The sequence below is a fragment of the Halobacteriovorax sp. DPLXC-1 genome (assembly GCF_036903125.1).
Lineage (GTDB): Bacteria > Bdellovibrionota > Bacteriovoracia > Bacteriovoracales > Bacteriovoracaceae > Halobacteriovorax_A > Halobacteriovorax_A vibrionivorans.
This window is the reverse complement of the sequence record NZ_JAYMCO010000001.1, coordinates 706,172-722,858: the sequence shown is the minus strand read 5'-3', so window position 1 is coordinate 722,858 and position 16,687 is coordinate 706,172. Positions and strand designations below refer to the sequence as shown.

Annotated in this window: 14 protein-coding genes; all 14 read right to left on the bottom strand. The window is 36.7% G+C overall.

Going from position 1 to position 16,687, the window contains the following annotated elements:
* The 14 genes from VCM44_RS03500 to VCM44_RS03435 all read right to left on the bottom strand — a co-directional run bounded on the left by VCM44_RS03500 (nt 1) and on the right by VCM44_RS03435 (nt 16,659).
* The gene (locus tag VCM44_RS03500) at nt 1-1,377 is read right to left on the bottom strand and encodes a FliI/YscN family ATPase (RefSeq protein ID WP_114705579.1); all 1,377 of its coding nucleotides are present in this window, start codon (nt 1,375-1,377) and stop codon (nt 1-3) included.
* A complete protein-coding gene (locus tag VCM44_RS03495) occupies nt 1,364-2,179 on the bottom strand; it encodes a FliH/SctL family protein (RefSeq protein ID WP_114705580.1) in 816 nt (271 codons plus the stop codon). The genes VCM44_RS03500 and VCM44_RS03495 overlap by 14 nt, the downstream gene beginning before the upstream one ends.
* A gap of 27 nt (nt 2,180-2,206) precedes the next feature.
* The gene (fliG, locus tag VCM44_RS03490; RefSeq protein ID WP_114705581.1) at nt 2,207-3,238 is read right to left on the bottom strand and encodes a flagellar motor switch protein FliG; all 1,032 of its coding nucleotides are present in this window, start codon (nt 3,236-3,238) and stop codon (nt 2,207-2,209) included.
* A gap of 50 nt (nt 3,239-3,288) precedes the next feature.
* Nucleotides 3,289-4,950, bottom strand: coding sequence for a flagellar basal-body MS-ring/collar protein FliF (gene fliF, locus VCM44_RS03485; RefSeq protein ID WP_114705582.1), 1,662 nt, complete (start codon nt 4,948-4,950; stop codon nt 3,289-3,291).
* Between the two features lie 65 nt (nt 4,951-5,015).
* Nucleotides 5,016-5,390 carry a flagellar hook-basal body complex protein FliE gene (gene fliE / locus VCM44_RS03480; protein ID WP_199506601.1) on the bottom strand — a complete coding sequence of 125 codons (375 nt, stop codon included), beginning with the start codon at nt 5,388-5,390 and terminating at the stop codon, nt 5,016-5,018.
* A gap of 16 nt (nt 5,391-5,406) precedes the next feature.
* Entirely contained in the window at nt 5,407-5,850 is a 444-nt protein-coding gene (gene flgC / locus VCM44_RS03475) for a flagellar basal body rod protein FlgC (protein WP_114705583.1), read from the bottom strand.
* 9 nt (nt 5,851-5,859) lie between these two features.
* Nucleotides 5,860-6,267, bottom strand: coding sequence for a flagellar basal body rod protein FlgB (gene flgB / locus VCM44_RS03470; RefSeq protein WP_114705584.1), 408 nt, complete (start codon nt 6,265-6,267; stop codon nt 5,860-5,862).
* Nucleotides 6,268-6,275: 8 nt separating this feature from the next.
* Entirely contained in the window at nt 6,276-7,208 is a 933-nt protein-coding gene (locus VCM44_RS03465; protein ID WP_114705585.1) for a sigma-54-dependent transcriptional regulator, read from the bottom strand.
* A gap of 39 nt (nt 7,209-7,247) precedes the next feature.
* The gene (locus tag VCM44_RS03460; protein WP_334678025.1) at nt 7,248-9,926 is read right to left on the bottom strand and encodes a tetratricopeptide repeat protein; all 2,679 of its coding nucleotides are present in this window, start codon (nt 9,924-9,926) and stop codon (nt 7,248-7,250) included.
* A gap of 237 nt (nt 9,927-10,163) precedes the next feature.
* Complete coding sequence (locus tag VCM44_RS03455) at nt 10,164-11,684, bottom strand: sigma-54-dependent transcriptional regulator (RefSeq protein ID WP_158536749.1); 1,521 nt, start codon at nt 11,682-11,684, stop codon at nt 10,164-10,166.
* 173 nt (nt 11,685-11,857) lie between these two features.
* Nucleotides 11,858-12,088, bottom strand: a complete 231-nt coding sequence (locus tag VCM44_RS03450) for a hypothetical protein (RefSeq protein ID WP_133296865.1) — start codon at nt 12,086-12,088, stop codon at nt 11,858-11,860.
* 206 nt (nt 12,089-12,294) lie between these two features.
* Complete coding sequence (gene metK / locus VCM44_RS03445; RefSeq protein WP_114705588.1) at nt 12,295-13,461, bottom strand: methionine adenosyltransferase; 1,167 nt, start codon at nt 13,459-13,461, stop codon at nt 12,295-12,297.
* Between the two features lie 119 nt (nt 13,462-13,580).
* A complete protein-coding gene (locus VCM44_RS03440) occupies nt 13,581-15,260 on the bottom strand; it encodes a hypothetical protein (protein WP_114705589.1) in 1,680 nt (559 codons plus the stop codon).
* On the bottom strand, nt 15,244-16,659 hold the full coding sequence (locus VCM44_RS03435) for a Mur ligase family protein (protein WP_334678024.1): 1,416 nt from the start codon (nt 16,657-16,659) through the stop codon (nt 15,244-15,246). Before VCM44_RS03435 ends, VCM44_RS03440 begins: the two co-directional genes overlap by 17 nt.
* Between the last annotated feature and the right edge of the window lie 28 nt (nt 16,660-16,687).

Here is a 16,687-nt window from a genome sequence, read left to right as displayed (position 1 = left end):
TTATTCCTCATCATCTGACTGATAGGCTTCTTCAGCATATTTAGCTAAACCTACCATCGAATCATAAAGTTCTTCGATCGTTTGATAATGATCCTCACCTTGCATTTGTTTAAGTAGATCATTTAATTGTTCAATTATGATCATTGCCTTATCCACTTTAGGGTTTGAACCTCTAGCGTAGGCACCAACATTAATAAGGTCTTCATTATCACGGTATGCAGACATTAGATCACGCATATGACCCGCAACAACTCGATGCTCACTTGTCACAACTTTATTCATTACCCTTGATAATGATTGAAGAACATCAATTGCCGGGAATTGGTTCTTAGAGGCAAGTTCTCGAGAGAGAATAATGTGTCCGTCACTAATACCACGAACAGCATCAGCAATTGGCTCATCCATATCCCCACCTTCAACAAGTACCGTATAAATACCAGTGATTGATCCTGCATTAGCTTTCGTTCCCGCACGCTCCATTAATTTTGGTAATTGAGCAAATACTGTTGGAGTATAACCTTTTTGACCTGGAGGATCCCCAGCACTTAAAGAGATTTCACGAGAAGCCATCGCAAAACGTGTGATTGAATCCATCATTAATAGTACATCTTGATTCTGATCTCTAAAGTATTCAGCAAATGTTGTAGCGACATATGCAGCTTTCATACGAATAAGAGCTGAGGTATCTGATGTTGCAACAACAACGATTGACTTTTTAAGACCTTCCTCTCCTAAATCATGTTCAATGAATTCACGTACCTCACGGCCACGTTCTCCAATTAGAGCAATGACATTAACATCGGCCGAAGACTTTTGTGCAACCATACCAAGTGTTACAGACTTACCAACACCTGAACCGGCCATAATAGCAAGGCGTTGTCCTTTTCCAGCTGTCATAAATGCATTAATTGCATTAACACCAGTATCAAGAACTTGACTAATAGGTGGCCTCTCTAACGGATTTATTGGTTTCCCAAAGATTGACCTTACTTCATTTGATTTCTTAATTGGCCCTTTCCCGTCAATAGGATTTCCTTGAAAATCAATAACGCGACCAAGATATTGCTCGCCGACATTTACTTTTGTCACAAGCTCTTTTAAAAATACTTTTGTTTCAGAATTGATACCTGAGATTTCAGAATAAGGCATTGTTAGACACTTTGGCCCATCAATAGAGACAACTTCTCCTAAACAACGATCACCAAACTCTGTTACGAATTCGACATTAGAACCAATAACAGCACGGGAAAGGTTCACTTCGTATAGCATACCTTTTGATGCACAAACCTTCCCTACCTTTTGGTAAGGTGTTGCATATTCATAGGCCTTGTGAATGGCCTCTAAATCTAACGATTCAAATGGACTATTCTGATTCATCTGAGTCAACCTCTTCGCTTGCAAGCCCTACGGCTTCAAACAACTTATCAAGACTCTCTAATTGAGTTTTGAGACTTCCATTAACAATTCCATTAGAAGACTCGACAATGATCCCCGGTGCTTCAATATCAAAGTCAATTTCAACACGGGCATTTTTAAGCTCTCCTACTTTTTCCTGAACAACTTCTAATACCTCAGGCATTTGCTCAAAGTGTTTTTCATTAACACGTATAAGTAGGTTATCTCTAGTTTGGGCCTCGACAATAAGCTTCTCAAGTAAACGGACAATATATTCTCCATCATCCTTGAGTTCTTTTAAAACAACCCATTTTGCAATTGTTCTTAATAGATTATAAGTTTGCATCTTTTGGGCAGATAGTAACTTAATTCGAGAACTTAAGACTTCAGAAACCATATCATTTAAAAGTAAGATTTTTTCTTCAGCACTAGCTGATAATTCTTCTCTTACTTCTTTGCGACCTTCTTCCTTTCCTAGCTCAAGTCCTTCTCTATATGCTTCTTCTTTTACTTGTTGAATACGTTTTTCAACTTCTTCTCTAACGGCCTGCTCAAAGTCACTATCTTCTTGCGCTCTAATACCACGTGCTTCATGAACAATAGGATTAAGGTCGAAACCTGTCTCTCTTGCTTGCTGTCTTTCAACGCGAATGACCTTTTGCTTCTCTTCGATCTCACGTACAGACATTCCCTCAAAATCTTGGAACTCAAAGTCCTCAACTTCCGAATTCATCGGTTTCTGAGAAAATGATTGAAATTGATAGTCTTTTACTTCTGTGGTCATTAAGCCGCCATTCTAATTAAATTATTATTAAACAAGTGCGTCGCCGTCTCCACCACGAGAGATGAACGCTTTTCCTTGTTGTTCAAGTTCTTTACATTTATGTACGATTTCTGCTTGAGCTTTTTCAACATCTGAAAGTTTTGTTGGCCCAAGAGCATCAAGGTCTTCTTGTAGAAGAGTTGCTGCACGATTTGACATATTTCTAAATAGCTTTGAACGTATTTCTTCTGGTGCAGTTTTAAGTGCAATAACAAGTTTTTGTTGATCAACTTCTTTAAGAAGGGCCTGGATACCACGATCATCAACGTAGACAAGGTCTTCGAAAACGAACATAAGCTTACGAATCTCTTCAGCAAGTTCAGGGTCTTTTTCTTCAACTCGCCCCATGATATTCTTCTCAGAATTCTTATCCATAAGGTTAAGCATATCTGCGATAGGCTCAACACCACCAAGTTGATTTGTATCAATTGTTCCAAGAGTAGAAAGTTCTGTCTTAAGAACATCATCAAGTTGTGCAATAAGTTCAGGCGAAACGAAGTCTAGGTTTGCAACCCTTAATACAACCTCGGCCTGAAGTCCTTCTGGTAGTCGTCTTAGAACATCAACCTTTCTCTCGGCCGATAAGTGAGCGATGATAAGAGCAATCGTTTGCGGATGCTCATTAATTAAGAAGTTTGCAAGTGTTCTTGTATCAACTAGCTCAAGAGATTCAAGAGTTTGATTTGCACCAACATCAATAATCTGTCCAAGTAGTTGCTTTGCTCTATCTTCACCAAGAGCATTTACGATAAAGTCACGAGAAGAGTTATCAGAGAATAGTAGATCATTTTCTTCATTAAGTTCTGAGTAGAATTCCTCTAGAACTCTCTTGATCATCCAAATAGGAGCTTTCTTAACATTAGACATTGCATTGATAAGACGCTTTACATCGTTATCACGCATATGTGAGAAAATTAGTTGTGTTGTACTTACACCAAGAGAACTAAGCAGAAGTGCTGCTTTGTCTTGTCCTGATAGTAGCGAGTACTCTACATCTGGGTCTAATGATTGATCGGCCACTTTTCTCTCCTCTTCCTTAAAGGGCTCTTTTCCTATTAATTAACATCATACTAAGCAATCGATTTATCCGATTCCTGTGCATGAATCATATCATGTACAATCTGTGCTGCTTTTCCAGGATTAGTCTCAACAAGTGAGATAATCTTTTCACGTAGCATATTTCCTTCAATCTTCTCAGGATTGAGTTTTTCTTCAATTTGTGGAAGAGCATCCTCAAGTCCTGGAAGTTTTTGGTTTGCTTGAACCTTCTCTAATTCTTCAAGAGTTCTTGGTAAGAAATCCTCTACTGTTTCAACTGCGTTATCTGTAACCCACTGAATAAATGGTCTAACAACAACGAAGAAGAAAAGAGAGATCGTTAAACCAATTGCAAGATACTTAAAGATATTCTTGATTAGCTCTCTGTTTTCACGCTCACGCATTAAAGCATCAATTGCTTCAAGATCTTCTTGTTGGAACTCCATATTCTTAATCGTAATCACATCTCCACGACGATCATCGATTCCTAGAGTTGAAGCAACGATTGCTTGAAAGTTTGCAATATCAGCTTCTGACCACGGCTCATACTTTGTAACAGTCTTACCATCAACAGTTTGTGTAACTCTCTTTCCATCTAACATAACTGCAGCTGAAATTTTTCTAACACTAGCTGTTGGCGATTTAGAACGCGTTACCTTCTTAGGTACATTGTAATTACGTGTCGCTAACTCTTTTTTCACGTCATTTCTTGTTTCAGGAACACCTGGTTGAGGCTGTTCACCTGGAAGGTTTGATCTCGCTCCAGGAATCCCCTGTGGAGAAGGACGAGAACCTTGTAAATTCTGTGTATTTGTTACTTCAGAAAGAACGGCCTTATTTTCAGAATCATAACTTGTTTGTGTTGATACACTTTCAGTAAAGTCCATATCAACAGATACTTTAGCGATAACCTTACCGGCACCAACTACTTTTGTTAAGATATCCTCAATTTGGGCTTCATACTTTCTATTAAGTTTTGATTCAAGAGCAAGACGATTTGCTGTATTTGCCGTCATTGCATCTCCGATATTCTCAGATAGCTTCTTTCCTCTATGGTCAAGGATTACAACACCAGTCGGTCTCATCCCTTCAACAGATGAAGCGACAAGAGAAGAGATCCCCTTGATTTCTTGTTCCGTCAGAGTAACACCACGATTTAATTCAAGTACAACAGAGGCACTTGGTGGTTTCTTCTCAGATACAAATGGTGATGATTCAGGAATATTTAAGTGAACACGAGCTCTTTTAACACCTCTAAGGTGCTTGATCGTTTTAATAAGCTCACCTTCTAGTGCTCTTTGCTTATTAACTTTTTGAACAAATGAAGTTGTACCAAACGATTGGTTATCAAAGACTTCGTAACCAACTGTACCAGAGAATGAAAAACCAGAAGTCATCATTTTTAGACGAACAGTTTCAATCATATCCTCAGGAATACTAACCGTTCTTCCATCTGCTGATGTTTTCTTTTCTACATTATTTTGACTTAAGAAGACCTCAACCTTTGTCATATCCTCTTTATTTAAGTCTGAATAAAGTACCTTATAATTTGTATGTGTGGCCCAAAGGACAACACCTAGTAGGAAGACTAGAATAACTCCAGTTACAGCAAAGAGAGAGATCTTCTTTCCTGCATCGAGCTCACCATAGAACTCTTTGAAGTTTCTTAGCATTTTGTCGAAAAAATCTTTCACGTATCCTCCTGACACCTGAAGCTCTTAATTCATCCTAAATTAAGAGATCATTAACTAGTTATCAACTAGACTTGCATTCTCATTACTTCTTTATATGCATCAATTACTTTACTTCGAACTTGATTCATCGTCTTAAAAGCAATTTCTGCTTTCTCTACGGCCAGCATCGTTTCGTGGATATTCTTACTTTCACCACTCACTAATTTTTCAATTGCCGTATTAGCTTCTTTTTGTAGTTTATTTACATCCATGATTTGATTAGCAAGAAGTTCAGAAAAACTCTGACTCTTTTCAGAAGGAGCAACCTTTGCAATTTCATCAAATCCTTCTAGCTTAAAATCTCCACCTGGCTTCTCTGCTCCACCAGCTGGGTTTGTCCAATCACGCATTTTCTGTGAGTTAAAGACGTCATTCATTGTTGTTATATTATTGATCGCCATGGTTTAACCCCTATTCCTAGTTTCCACTACCAATTTCAAGCGCTTTCATCGCCATACTCTTAGTTGTATTCATTACATTAATATTAGCTTCATAACTTCTTGAAGCTGAAATCATATCTGCCATCTCTTCCATCACATTGATATTCGGATAGGCAACATACCCTTGCTCATTAGCATCTGGGTGATTTGGTTCATACTTTAAAATTGGAGGTCTATCACTTGAGATAACCTCTGTTGCATGAACTGCTTGGGCCTGCTCTTCAAGCTCACCCTCTAGTACATCTGAAAAGCTATCGCGTGCAGGCTCACTACCAAAAGCAACTTCCTTCTTACGATATGGGCCACCTTCAGCAGTTCTAGTCGTTTGAGCATTAGCAATATTTGAAGAAATCGCGGCCATGCGCTTCTTATTTGCAGCAACTCCTGATGAACTAATTTTTAGGCTGGTTAATAAATCCATTTATTCCCCCTACTTCTCAGAGTTAATTGTATATTTCAGCATCCCAAGTTTCTTATTAAGTAACTTTACAGATGCATCGTATAAGATTTTATTTTCGGCCATTTTGGCCATTTCAGCGTCTCTGTCGACAGTATTTCCATCTTCAGAGACGATTCCATTTGGATCTTCATAAATTTCAGGTTGAAGATTATCAAACCCACCATTGCCAACGTCAAAGTGTTTCTCGTCAGAGGTCAACATCTCAAGATTCCCATCAACGTCTAAAGCTCTTTGTAGTGCTTCTTCGAAGTCTACACGTTTTGCTTTATAACCTGGTGTATCCGCGTTAGCGATATTTGAAGTTAAGATCTCATGTCGGATCTGTCTTAAATTCAAAGAAGATGCTAATGCTTTTAATGTTTTGTCCTCAACCCTCATGAATCACCTTATCTTAAGTTAACAAAGTATGAGTTACCATCACCGCGGTACTCATTGATTTTATTTCTAAGAGTTCTAATTGAAACACCTAGAATCTTTGCAGCTTGTGTTCTGTTTTCTGAAGTATGAATAAGTGCCTTCTTGATAAGTAACTTTTCAGCTTCTTTAAGAGACATTAATCTGATTCCTTCTGAATCGTCTTCAGAGATAACATTTACTGCTTTCTTCTCACCGATTTCTAAATGCTCAGCTGAAACTTCATCACCTTCAAAGTTTGCAAGAGCATTTTCAAGAACTGCTTTAAGTTCTTTAACATTATGAGTCCAGTAGTGAGAAAGAATCTTATTCATTGCTTCTTCTTGAACTGAAACTTCTTGACCATCAAGAGTCGTCTTAATAATGTTTCTTGCGATATACTCAAGATCACCAACTCTTTCTCTTAGTGGAGTTAGAGTGATTGAGTTAGACGAGATGAATGTATAAAGACCACGGTAGAAACGTCCTGCTCCTACTAGCTTTGATAAATTCTTAGTTGTTGTTGCAACCATTCTTACGTCAATTTCGTAATCTTGTAATTCACCTAGAATTTTGTGTAATTTCTTTTGAAATGTATCTTCAAGACCATCTACGTTTACTAGAACTACTGTTCCACCATTGGCATTTTCAAATGCACCTTTGATAAAACGTCCAGTTTCTGGATCTCTGTAACCTAAGATTTCATTTTCTACTTGGTTTGACTCATTTGAACAATCAACTGTTACAAATGGCTTACCTTGTCTTGTCGAGTTTTCGTGAATGAAACCCGCTAGAGTCTTCTTTCCAACACCTGCCTCACCTACAATAAGCACTGGTGCTTTTGTAACAGCAACATTGTTTGCAACTTTTAAAGCTTTAACAATTTTAGGATCCTGTCCAAAAAGTTCTGCTGTAAACGTATTCATTTGACCTCCTGTCTGTCATGCCCGATCCGTGGGCAAAAATTAAAGTGTACGTTTCTTTAAATTAATAAGTGTTAATTCACTTCTAACTAATTCTTTTAAATATTCCTTCGCATCTTTGTCATTTAAGATCTCATTTAAAAGCTTCTCACCAAGTGTGAAGTTGTTCTTCTTTAGGCTTTCCTTTCCTAATAAGAACTTTACGCGATTCTTATATAATGACTTATCGAACTCTGTAAGAAAGCTTTCTGCTTCTGCTGTTGCCCACTTACTATTCTTATTAAATAAAATTTCAACTCTTTGATAATTAACCTGTTCTCTTAGACCTTTTGCAACGCTTTCCGGAACATGAAATTCACTAGCATCTTTAAGAAGGGCCTGTGAAACCTTTAGGTACTTATCATACTTCTTGCTTTCATAGATTGATTCAAGATAGAACTCGATTGAGTCGATTAAGTCTTTTGCATCAATAGTGTTCGCATTTGCACCACTTGCATAAAACTTTTCATATTCTTTTTCTGCCTTTGCATACTCACCCTTTTTATAGTGAGCTAGGGCCTTATAGAAAGTGATTTTTTCAAAGTTTGGATATGATTTTTGAGTACTGGCAATTATACGATCAACAGATGCATAATTTTTTAACTTCAAATTTCTTAGGATTTGTAATTCGTTCTTGTATAAGTCCAATTTCTTAACTTCCTTGCGTGGAACCCATAGTGGAAATGTGTGAGCAGTTTCCTTTTTGCTCGCTAACATTTTCTCATACATTTTTTGAAATCCATCCCAGAGTGTAAGATTTATATACGATTTTGCGATAATAAATTGTATTTCTGGATCAGCACCTATCTTTTTGAAATATGTATTCTTATAGATCTCCCAAGCACGGATTGCACGAGCAAATTTTCCCTCAGCAAAGTTTGATTTAATGATCCCGTACACAATTTCGGCACCATCTGCTTCAAATACTTTCTTTTCACTAATCTTCATTGCTGCAACTGGAAGTGCTGTAAGAAATGTCAGAGCTTCCTCATACTTGCCGTCAACGATGTAGCTACGAAGACGTGTTTGCCATAAGAGCCTCTCTAAGTTAGCGTTAAGCTTCTTATCTGTTCCCTTATCTAGGAATACTCTCGTTTCATTATCCTGTTCACTTCTCTTGTTCTTTCTAATTGTACGAAGGCCAACATAGCGAATACGGGCCTCAAGACTAACATCTTGATTCTGTGCTCGATTAATTGCATTCTTGTAAAGTTCAAGGACTTCATTTTTTGGACGGTCCTGAAGGTCTGCAATCAAGGCCATACGTAACCTTGCCTGTGCTGACTCGCTCATGAATGAATATTTAGAGATAAACGTGTCATAAATTCTAAATGCTTTACTATAATTTGCTTGTCTAAAGTATGCTTCAGCAGCGTTGTAGTAAATAGAACCTAAGTACTCTCCCTTAGTAGACTGTTCAAATGATTCAAAAGCCTCAATGGCCTTTTCTTCATCATTTTGTCTTAGGTATGTATAAATCTCATAAGCCTTAAGCTTTTGTTTAGAGATTATCTTAATTAGAGTTTTGTCATTAATAAGGTTTTTTACTTTATCAACTTGGTTTAAATTGGCCAAAGAAGCTAAGATGAACTCACCCATATACTCAAGTTCTTCATAGTCAAAGTTTTCTTTTGCATCACTAAAGAAGCGCTTAGCGTATTTTAAAGCCTTTACGTAATCTTTTCTTTCACGATAGAAAGTAACAAGATACTTATAAAGACCTTTTCTCATTTCATAATTATCAGTACGATCGACAATATTCGTATACATTGAAACAGCTGTATCAACAGGCTTTAGATCACCTTTTTCTAAAGTTTCACGTAATAGAGCATTTGCCTTCATATAATCATTGTAGGCATTGTAATTATTTGGAAACTTCTTCTCGTAAAGCTTAATTGATTTATACATCAATCCCCATTTAGCTTTTCTGTACAAGTTCAAAGTAAGTTGCATATGAGCCTGAGAATCATTTTTTTCATAATCAAAGTTCTTGATTGGAAAGAAGTATTCTGCAGTTTTTCTATCGAGTCTAATTTGATTTTTTAACTTTGGAGCTAAAGGCTCATAATTCCAAATGAAAGAAGCTCCGTATCTGAAGTCTTTATATTCTTTTTCTTTCTTAGGGGCCTTCTTAACAATTTTCTTTCTTACTTTCTTCTTAGGCTTTTTCTTTACCTGTGTTGAAGCCTTCTTAACGAACTTAGGTGTCGATAACTTCGCTTCATTAGTATCTCTTTTTACTAGTTTAGGAAGTGTCTTTATGGCAGCTTGTTTATTACTAACTTGGCCATCTTTCCAAAAGTCTACGTAGTAAGCACGATCACGATTTTTATAAAAAGAGAAAACTTCAACATTCTTCTTTAAAGAGAGAGTAATTGTAAAAACATTATTTCCAGAAGTTGGCTCTGTGTAAGAAACTCTCTTTATATACTTAGAAGAAGAAAAGTTCTTAAGCCCTTCTCTTACTTGCGTATAGACATCTCCATCAAGAGTTGAAAACGATACTTCAGTACTAGACTTAGTTACGTTTACAAGCTTCTTATCTAGAAAGAACTTAACTCTTAGAAAATCATTATGAATTTCAGGTGTAACAACATTTGCGGAAGCTGTACTAAGGATAGCAACACTAAAAAAGAGTGCTATAAAAGATAAGAAATTTTTGAAATTAAAATCTTTCTTCATGATGGTAGAAACTTCCTGTTTCAAATTTAATAACGTCAATTATTTGGCAATTTCTTCTTCCTGAAGCATGCCCTAACCTATTTTACTATATTTTGAGTTATTTCAAAGGAAAATTTTTCTCATGGGACAATTTTTCCGTGTCAAAGTAATGTCATGACAGATAATCAGTGATTTAAAAAGCCGACTATGAAAGTCGGCTAAAGTATTGGTGTCAATTTGGCATTGAAACAATGTGATTTATTGTTGAATTGAAAAATCTAAATTTCGCTTCTTCATTTTTTCGATTAATGTCGTTCGATTCATCTGAAGAAGTTTAGATGCTTGATTCTTATTCCCATTAGTCTTTGTAAGGGCCTGACGAATTAAGGACTCTTCTACTTCACTCATGAAGTCTTTAAGATTAAGTCCATTATCAGGAAGATTAACAAGATCTTCTGTATCTATTGCACTACGGTTTGTTAATGCAAGGATCTTAGGAGGTAAGTCTTGTGGACGTATTTTATTTCCACCTCTTAAGATTACTAAACGCTCAATAAGGTTTTCTAGCTCTCTTACGTTTCCTGGCCATTCATAAGACATAAGAATTTCAAATGTCTCATCATCGAGCTCAATATCATTTCTCCCATCTGCACTTACAAAGCGAGATAAGAAATAAGAAATTAATAATGGGATATCTTCTCTTCTATCTTTAAGAGCTGGAATCTTTATAGGAATTACATTTAAACGGTAATAAAGGTCTTCTCTGAAGTTACCTTGCTGTACAGAATCTTCAAGGTCTCTGTGTGTCGCTGTAATAATACGAACGTCCACAGGAGTCGTTACAGTAGATCCAACACGTTCAATTTCTCTTTGTTGTAAAACTCTTAATAATTTAACTTGTAAAAGGAGTGGCATATCCCCAATTTCATCTAAGAAAATTGAGCCTTCATTGGCCGCTTCAAAACGTCCCATTCGACTTGAAACTGCACCTGTAAATGCTCCCTTTTCGTGGCCAAATAACTCACTTTCAAGAAGCTCACCAGGAATGGCCCCACAATTAACGTTAACAATCTTCTTAGACTGGCGTTTAGAGCATTGGTGAATGGCCCGTGCAACAAGCTCCTTCCCAGTACCAGAAGGACCACCAATTAAGACAGTAGAGTTTGAGGCTGCAACCTTCTTAATACGCTCAAAGATCTTTTGCATAGGTTTAGAGCGTCCAATCATACCGCAGAAAACATCTTCTTCAGTTGGCATCTCTAACTTATAGCGTTTACCTAGCGATCGTTTTTCATTCTTTTGCTGAATATTATTACTAACCTCAAGGCTTTCACGATACTCAAGCTTATTCATCAGTGCCTTCACAACAAGATCCTTAAGATCTTCTAGTTCAAATGGCTTTGTTAAATAATGAAATACACCCTTCTTAGTTGCAGCAATGGCCGTTTCAATAGAAGCGAAGCCTGTCATTGCAATTGATGCAAATGTCAGTCCTCTCTCCTTGAGAAGGTCTATCAGATATAAACCATCTGAAGAACTATCTTCAAAACTTATATCCGTAATCAAGCAGAAACGATTTACAGAGTTTGCTGTAATATGCTCTATTGCTGAATTTGGAGAGCTGAAGCTAAAGACTTCAAGATTGATTTTTTTACTAAGATATTTTGTAATCATCGCAGAGAGAGTTTGATCATCCTCTACGACAATAATGACCGGTTTTAGTGATTGGTCGATTTTTACTTCATTTGCTGACTCTTCGTTCGTGAATGTATCAGTCAAAAAATTAAAATCATTTTTCATGTGTTGTTGCCTCTCATCTTGAGCGGTTAAAAATTGTCCCAACAAAATGGTATCGAACAATCTGTAGACGTGTCAATTTTTTAACACCACAACATTTCTGCCACACAAAGGTTAAGTACTTAATTTTATTGATTTTTGTATCTAAAAGTTTCTTACAGTCCGTGAATAAGTTCTAAAAAGTAGTGAACTATTTTATCAGGACCTCCTGCCATCACCCAAAGAAAGAGAAAGAATGTTGATATAGCTGAGAGCATAGCAAAGAATAGCGGCGGAATAGTATAACCTCTTAGCCAGTAGTAATAGGCAAAACGGCCACCTATGATCATAATAGGTATCGACCAAAATGGTGTGTATCGTAATGTGAACATGAAGAATTCATTCATAGGATAAGTATAATCGCATTTGAAAAAAAAGAAAGGCTCCTTTCGGAGCCTTCTATACTATAAGCAAAGTGCTTTAAATTTTTCGACATAAGATAATTCTTCCCAAGGGACATCCTGCGGCAAAAGTGCCCCAAAGGGCAGTTTTGAAGCTGAGATGGATGTGACTCGAGAAAGCTAGCCTAGCGAAGCGATGGCGCGGCTTTCGGTTAAAGGCAAAGAGCTTTTAACTTCTCCACATAGCTTAATTCTTCCCAAGGAAAGAAACCATCTTTACTTCTACCAAAGTGCCCGTAAGCAGCAGTTGGAGAATAGATTGGTCTTAGAAGATCAAGTCTTTCGATAATCGCCGCTGGCTTCATATCAAAAATTTGATTAACAGCATTGTTGATCTTAGCAACATCAACTTTTTCTGTACCAAAAGTATCTACTAGAAGTGACATTGGCTCAGCTACACCAATTGCATATGCAACTTGTACTAGAGCTCTCTCAGCAAGACCTGCGGCAACGATATGCTTTGCGATTTGTCTTGTTGCGTATGCCGCTGAACGGTCAACTTTTGTTGGATCTTTACCAGAGAATGCTCCACCACCGTGTGCACCGTGACCACCGTATGTATCAACGATAATCTTTCTACCTGTTAGACCACAGTCACCCATTGGCCCACCAATAACAAATTTACCAGTTGGGTTGATGAAGTATTTTGTGTTGTTATCAACAAGTGATGCTGGAACAACTTTATTAACAACTTCTTCTCTAACTGCTTCTTGAACTTGTGCAAGAGTCATTTTGTCAGAGTGTTGAGTTGAAACAACAATTGCATCAATACGAGAAAGTTTTCCATCTTCATACTGAGCAGAAACTTGTGTCTTACCGTCAGCTCTTAGTTCACCAAGAGTACCATCTTTTCTAACTTCAGAAAGTCTCTGAGCAAGTTTGTGAGATAGATCAATAGTCATTGGCATGTAGTTATCTGTTTCATCACATGCGTAACCAAACATTAGACCTTGGTCACCTGCACCAAGCTCAGTATAAGTTCCTTCACCTTCGTTTACACCTTGAGCGATATCTGGTGACTGCTTATCAAGAGCAACCATTACACCACAAGTGTTAGCGTCAAAACCTTTATCTGAGTGATCATAACCAATCTCTCTAATTTTATTTCTTACTGTTTCTTGAAAGTCTACATTTGCTTTAGAAGTAATTTCTCCAGCAAGTACGACTAGTCCAGTTGTAACCATAGTCTCACATGCAACACGTGATTTTGGATCTTGTTCTAACATTGCGTCTAGAACAGCATCACTAACTTGGTCAGCAATTTTGTCAGGGTGCCCTTCTGTTACTGATTCAGAAGTAAATGTGAAATCTTTTAGCACTGCCTCATCTCCTAGCTATAAATAATTAATACACTAATAATTAATTGAATATACTGCTAGAGAGCCGTTTTAACAAGCTTTTTGACAACTATTTTCAAGTAGTTAGACTCAATAAAAAACTAGTAGTCGCTCTTTTTGACGAAGTATTTGAAATAATGTGGATTTCGATACTTATAAAACTTATCTTGCTTCACAGAGTGTACATAAACTTTATTTTTATACTTATACACATCATAGCTATCACCTTCGACATCTTTAAATTCATAAAGAAAATCGAGGTTCTTTCGTTTTAATAAAGTATTTAAACGTTTTGTGTCGTGAATTAGAGGCCCTGTTCTCTCTGGCATACTTTCATACTCATCCCAAAGGCTCGACATATCAATACGACCAAGCATTGATGCACGAGAAAAATAACGAGTTGCTTTAAAGTCTTCGTCTGGCCTTCTTAATTCTTCTAAAACCATCTTTAAGTTTTTGGCCCTTAACTTTCTAGCGGAACGTGATTGATCCGGACAAAAGATTCCTTTTGAAGCTGGAATAAAGAAGTAAGTAAACGAGAACTGTCCTCGTTTAAAAAGAACATTCAACCAGGGATATTGTTTTGTTTTAGAAACTCCATTTTCTATAAGTGCATCAAAAAATGGTTCATTAGGTTCAATCGTATTATATTCTGGATTATCCACTCGATTGATAACGACTTTGGCAACGTCACGTCTTTCACTTCCGTAACTATCATCAAGGCGGCCGACTTCATGAATTAGAATTGTTTCAAGTGCATATAGCTTTCGATAAATTTCTTTTTGCTTTTTCCAAAATTTGTAAACAAGAGCAGACTTGTCATAAACATAGTGACTAAGGGCATATCGGGCCTTGCTCTTATCTTCAAAAATCTTCTTTAAAATATCACTCTTGGTTTTACTCTTCTTAAGAAGATCAACGTAATAATTTTCACGCTCAATAATCTTCTTCTCCCAATACTTTATACGCTTGTATGTTTTCTTATGACCACGACGTAAGACACGATCAAGTCGATCGATAAGATCTGAAATATCATAACGTAAGTCTTCAGTAAGAAACGGCTCATCAAAGCCAATAATACGTAAATAAACACTATCAATTAATGAGCGAAGAGAAAGGTCAGAGCGTCCTCTTTTGGAATCAACACTTCCATCTTCTACAATTTTTCTTAGTAAGTAAGTTGAATTAGATTTAGCTTTTCCTTCCGGTGTTTCAATATCTTTATATTTATCGTATTCAGATCTCAAGTGAAGATGATCCACTGGAAACTTAAATGACTGGAAGAAGTATAGACTTCCAAGATATCTTTCAAAGTCTTTTAGAAACTTTTTTATCTCTACTTTTGACTTGATCGCTAATGTAGACTTTTCATCTAAAGTCTTTGCATAGCGATAGTGATAGTTGTGTTGCATCGCTTTTTCAAATTGAGATTTAATTTCTCTATTTCTTGCCAAGACTTTTCTAAATGAGCGCATTTTAGATAATCTTTTTTTGATATTAGCAATCCACTCTCTTTTTTTCTTCATTAGAGGCAGGTGCTCACTAATGGCATCATCATCTAATTGGCCATCTAACTTGAAAGGAATAAAGATTCCATCACCCAGAAAGTCTTTATAGAGTTTTTTCGATTTGTTATAGACTTGCATATTACAAGTTGCTTTGTATTGTGCTCTATGAAGACTAAGATAATTTTTAATTACCTCTGAATCACTTGGTCCCTTAGCAAAGATCGTGCTGACTAAGAATAGGATCGAAATGGAATACTTATAAAGTTTTAACAAACTCGCTACTCCATAATCCAAGACATGAGCTATTACTCATAACAAGCTGGATACTATCTTTATTAGAATTCTCTTTAATTAATGAAATCAGCATATCTAATTCAGTTACAATTGATGTTTTTACACCGATACCATCGAGATCTGCTTTAAGTTTTTCAACATCAAGATCCCCCTGTCCCTTGGCCGTAGTAGGTCTCATTGGTTTTATGATAGTTGCGCTTGCAACATCCTTAAGAGAGTCAACAAAACGCTCTTGAAAAAGATCACTTCTTGCTGTCGCAGAGCCCGGTTCAAGATATGCGTGAATCTTCTTACCTGGATACTTAAGAGAGATCGCACTTACAGTTTCTGTAACGGCAGTTGGGTGGTGGGCAAAGTCATCAATGATAGGAGATTCATTAAACTCACCTTTCACTTCTTGTCTTCTTTGCACCATTTTCAAATCAAGAATTCCTTCTTGTATTTCATCAACTGTTTTCCCAGCTTTTAAAGCAACGATGATAATAGATGTTAGATTTAAAATATTATGCATTCCCATAAGATTGGTCTTAAAGGTATGCTCCCCTTGAGAGCATTTCATGCTAAAAGTAGATAATCCATTTTCAACGTTGATAATTTTTACGTTCTCACGACTATATTCTGACCACGACTTATCGGCCGATTTTAGATTTTTAATACTTTCCCACTCTGAACAAGCGATCACTTCATCTACTTCAGGTAAGATCGCCTTAAATTCATCTTTAATATCTTCAATTGATTCAAAGATATCAGCATGATCAAATTCAAGAGATGTAATAATTAATGTATTGATAAAGTATGAACGAAACTTAGAATACTTTTCAAAATATGCTGAGTCATACTCATCAGACTCGATAAAGAAATACTCTCCTTCACCAGTTCTTGCAGGTGGCCTCTCATCCATTACCCCACCAATTAAATAACCGGGATTCATTCCAAGCTTTTCAAATAATTGAACTCCAAAATAAGTTGTTGTTGTCTTTCCATGTGTTCCAGAGATACCAACAACTTTCTTATTTTTTAAAACGAAAGCACCAATAGCAGCCGGAAACGAACAGAATGGAATACCAAGTTCTTCAAGCATGCGAGCATCATCAGATTGTCTTGCTACAACATTACCTACTACAATTAAGTCATAACCTTTAATAATATCTTTTAAGTTTTCATCTTCGAGATTGAAAATATCGATTCCAGAAGACTCTAGATAAGTACTCATTGGAGGATAGAACATACGATCTGCGCCTGCCACTTCAAGGCCAGACTCTTTTAATAGACAAGCGGCTGCTCCCATACCTGTCCCACATATGCGATAGAAGAAAACCTTCTTCACATTTGTAACATCCTGTAATTTCGTAATATCCATATAATTAGCTAAATTCATTAAAATCTCCAAGTGGCTAATATTGTAT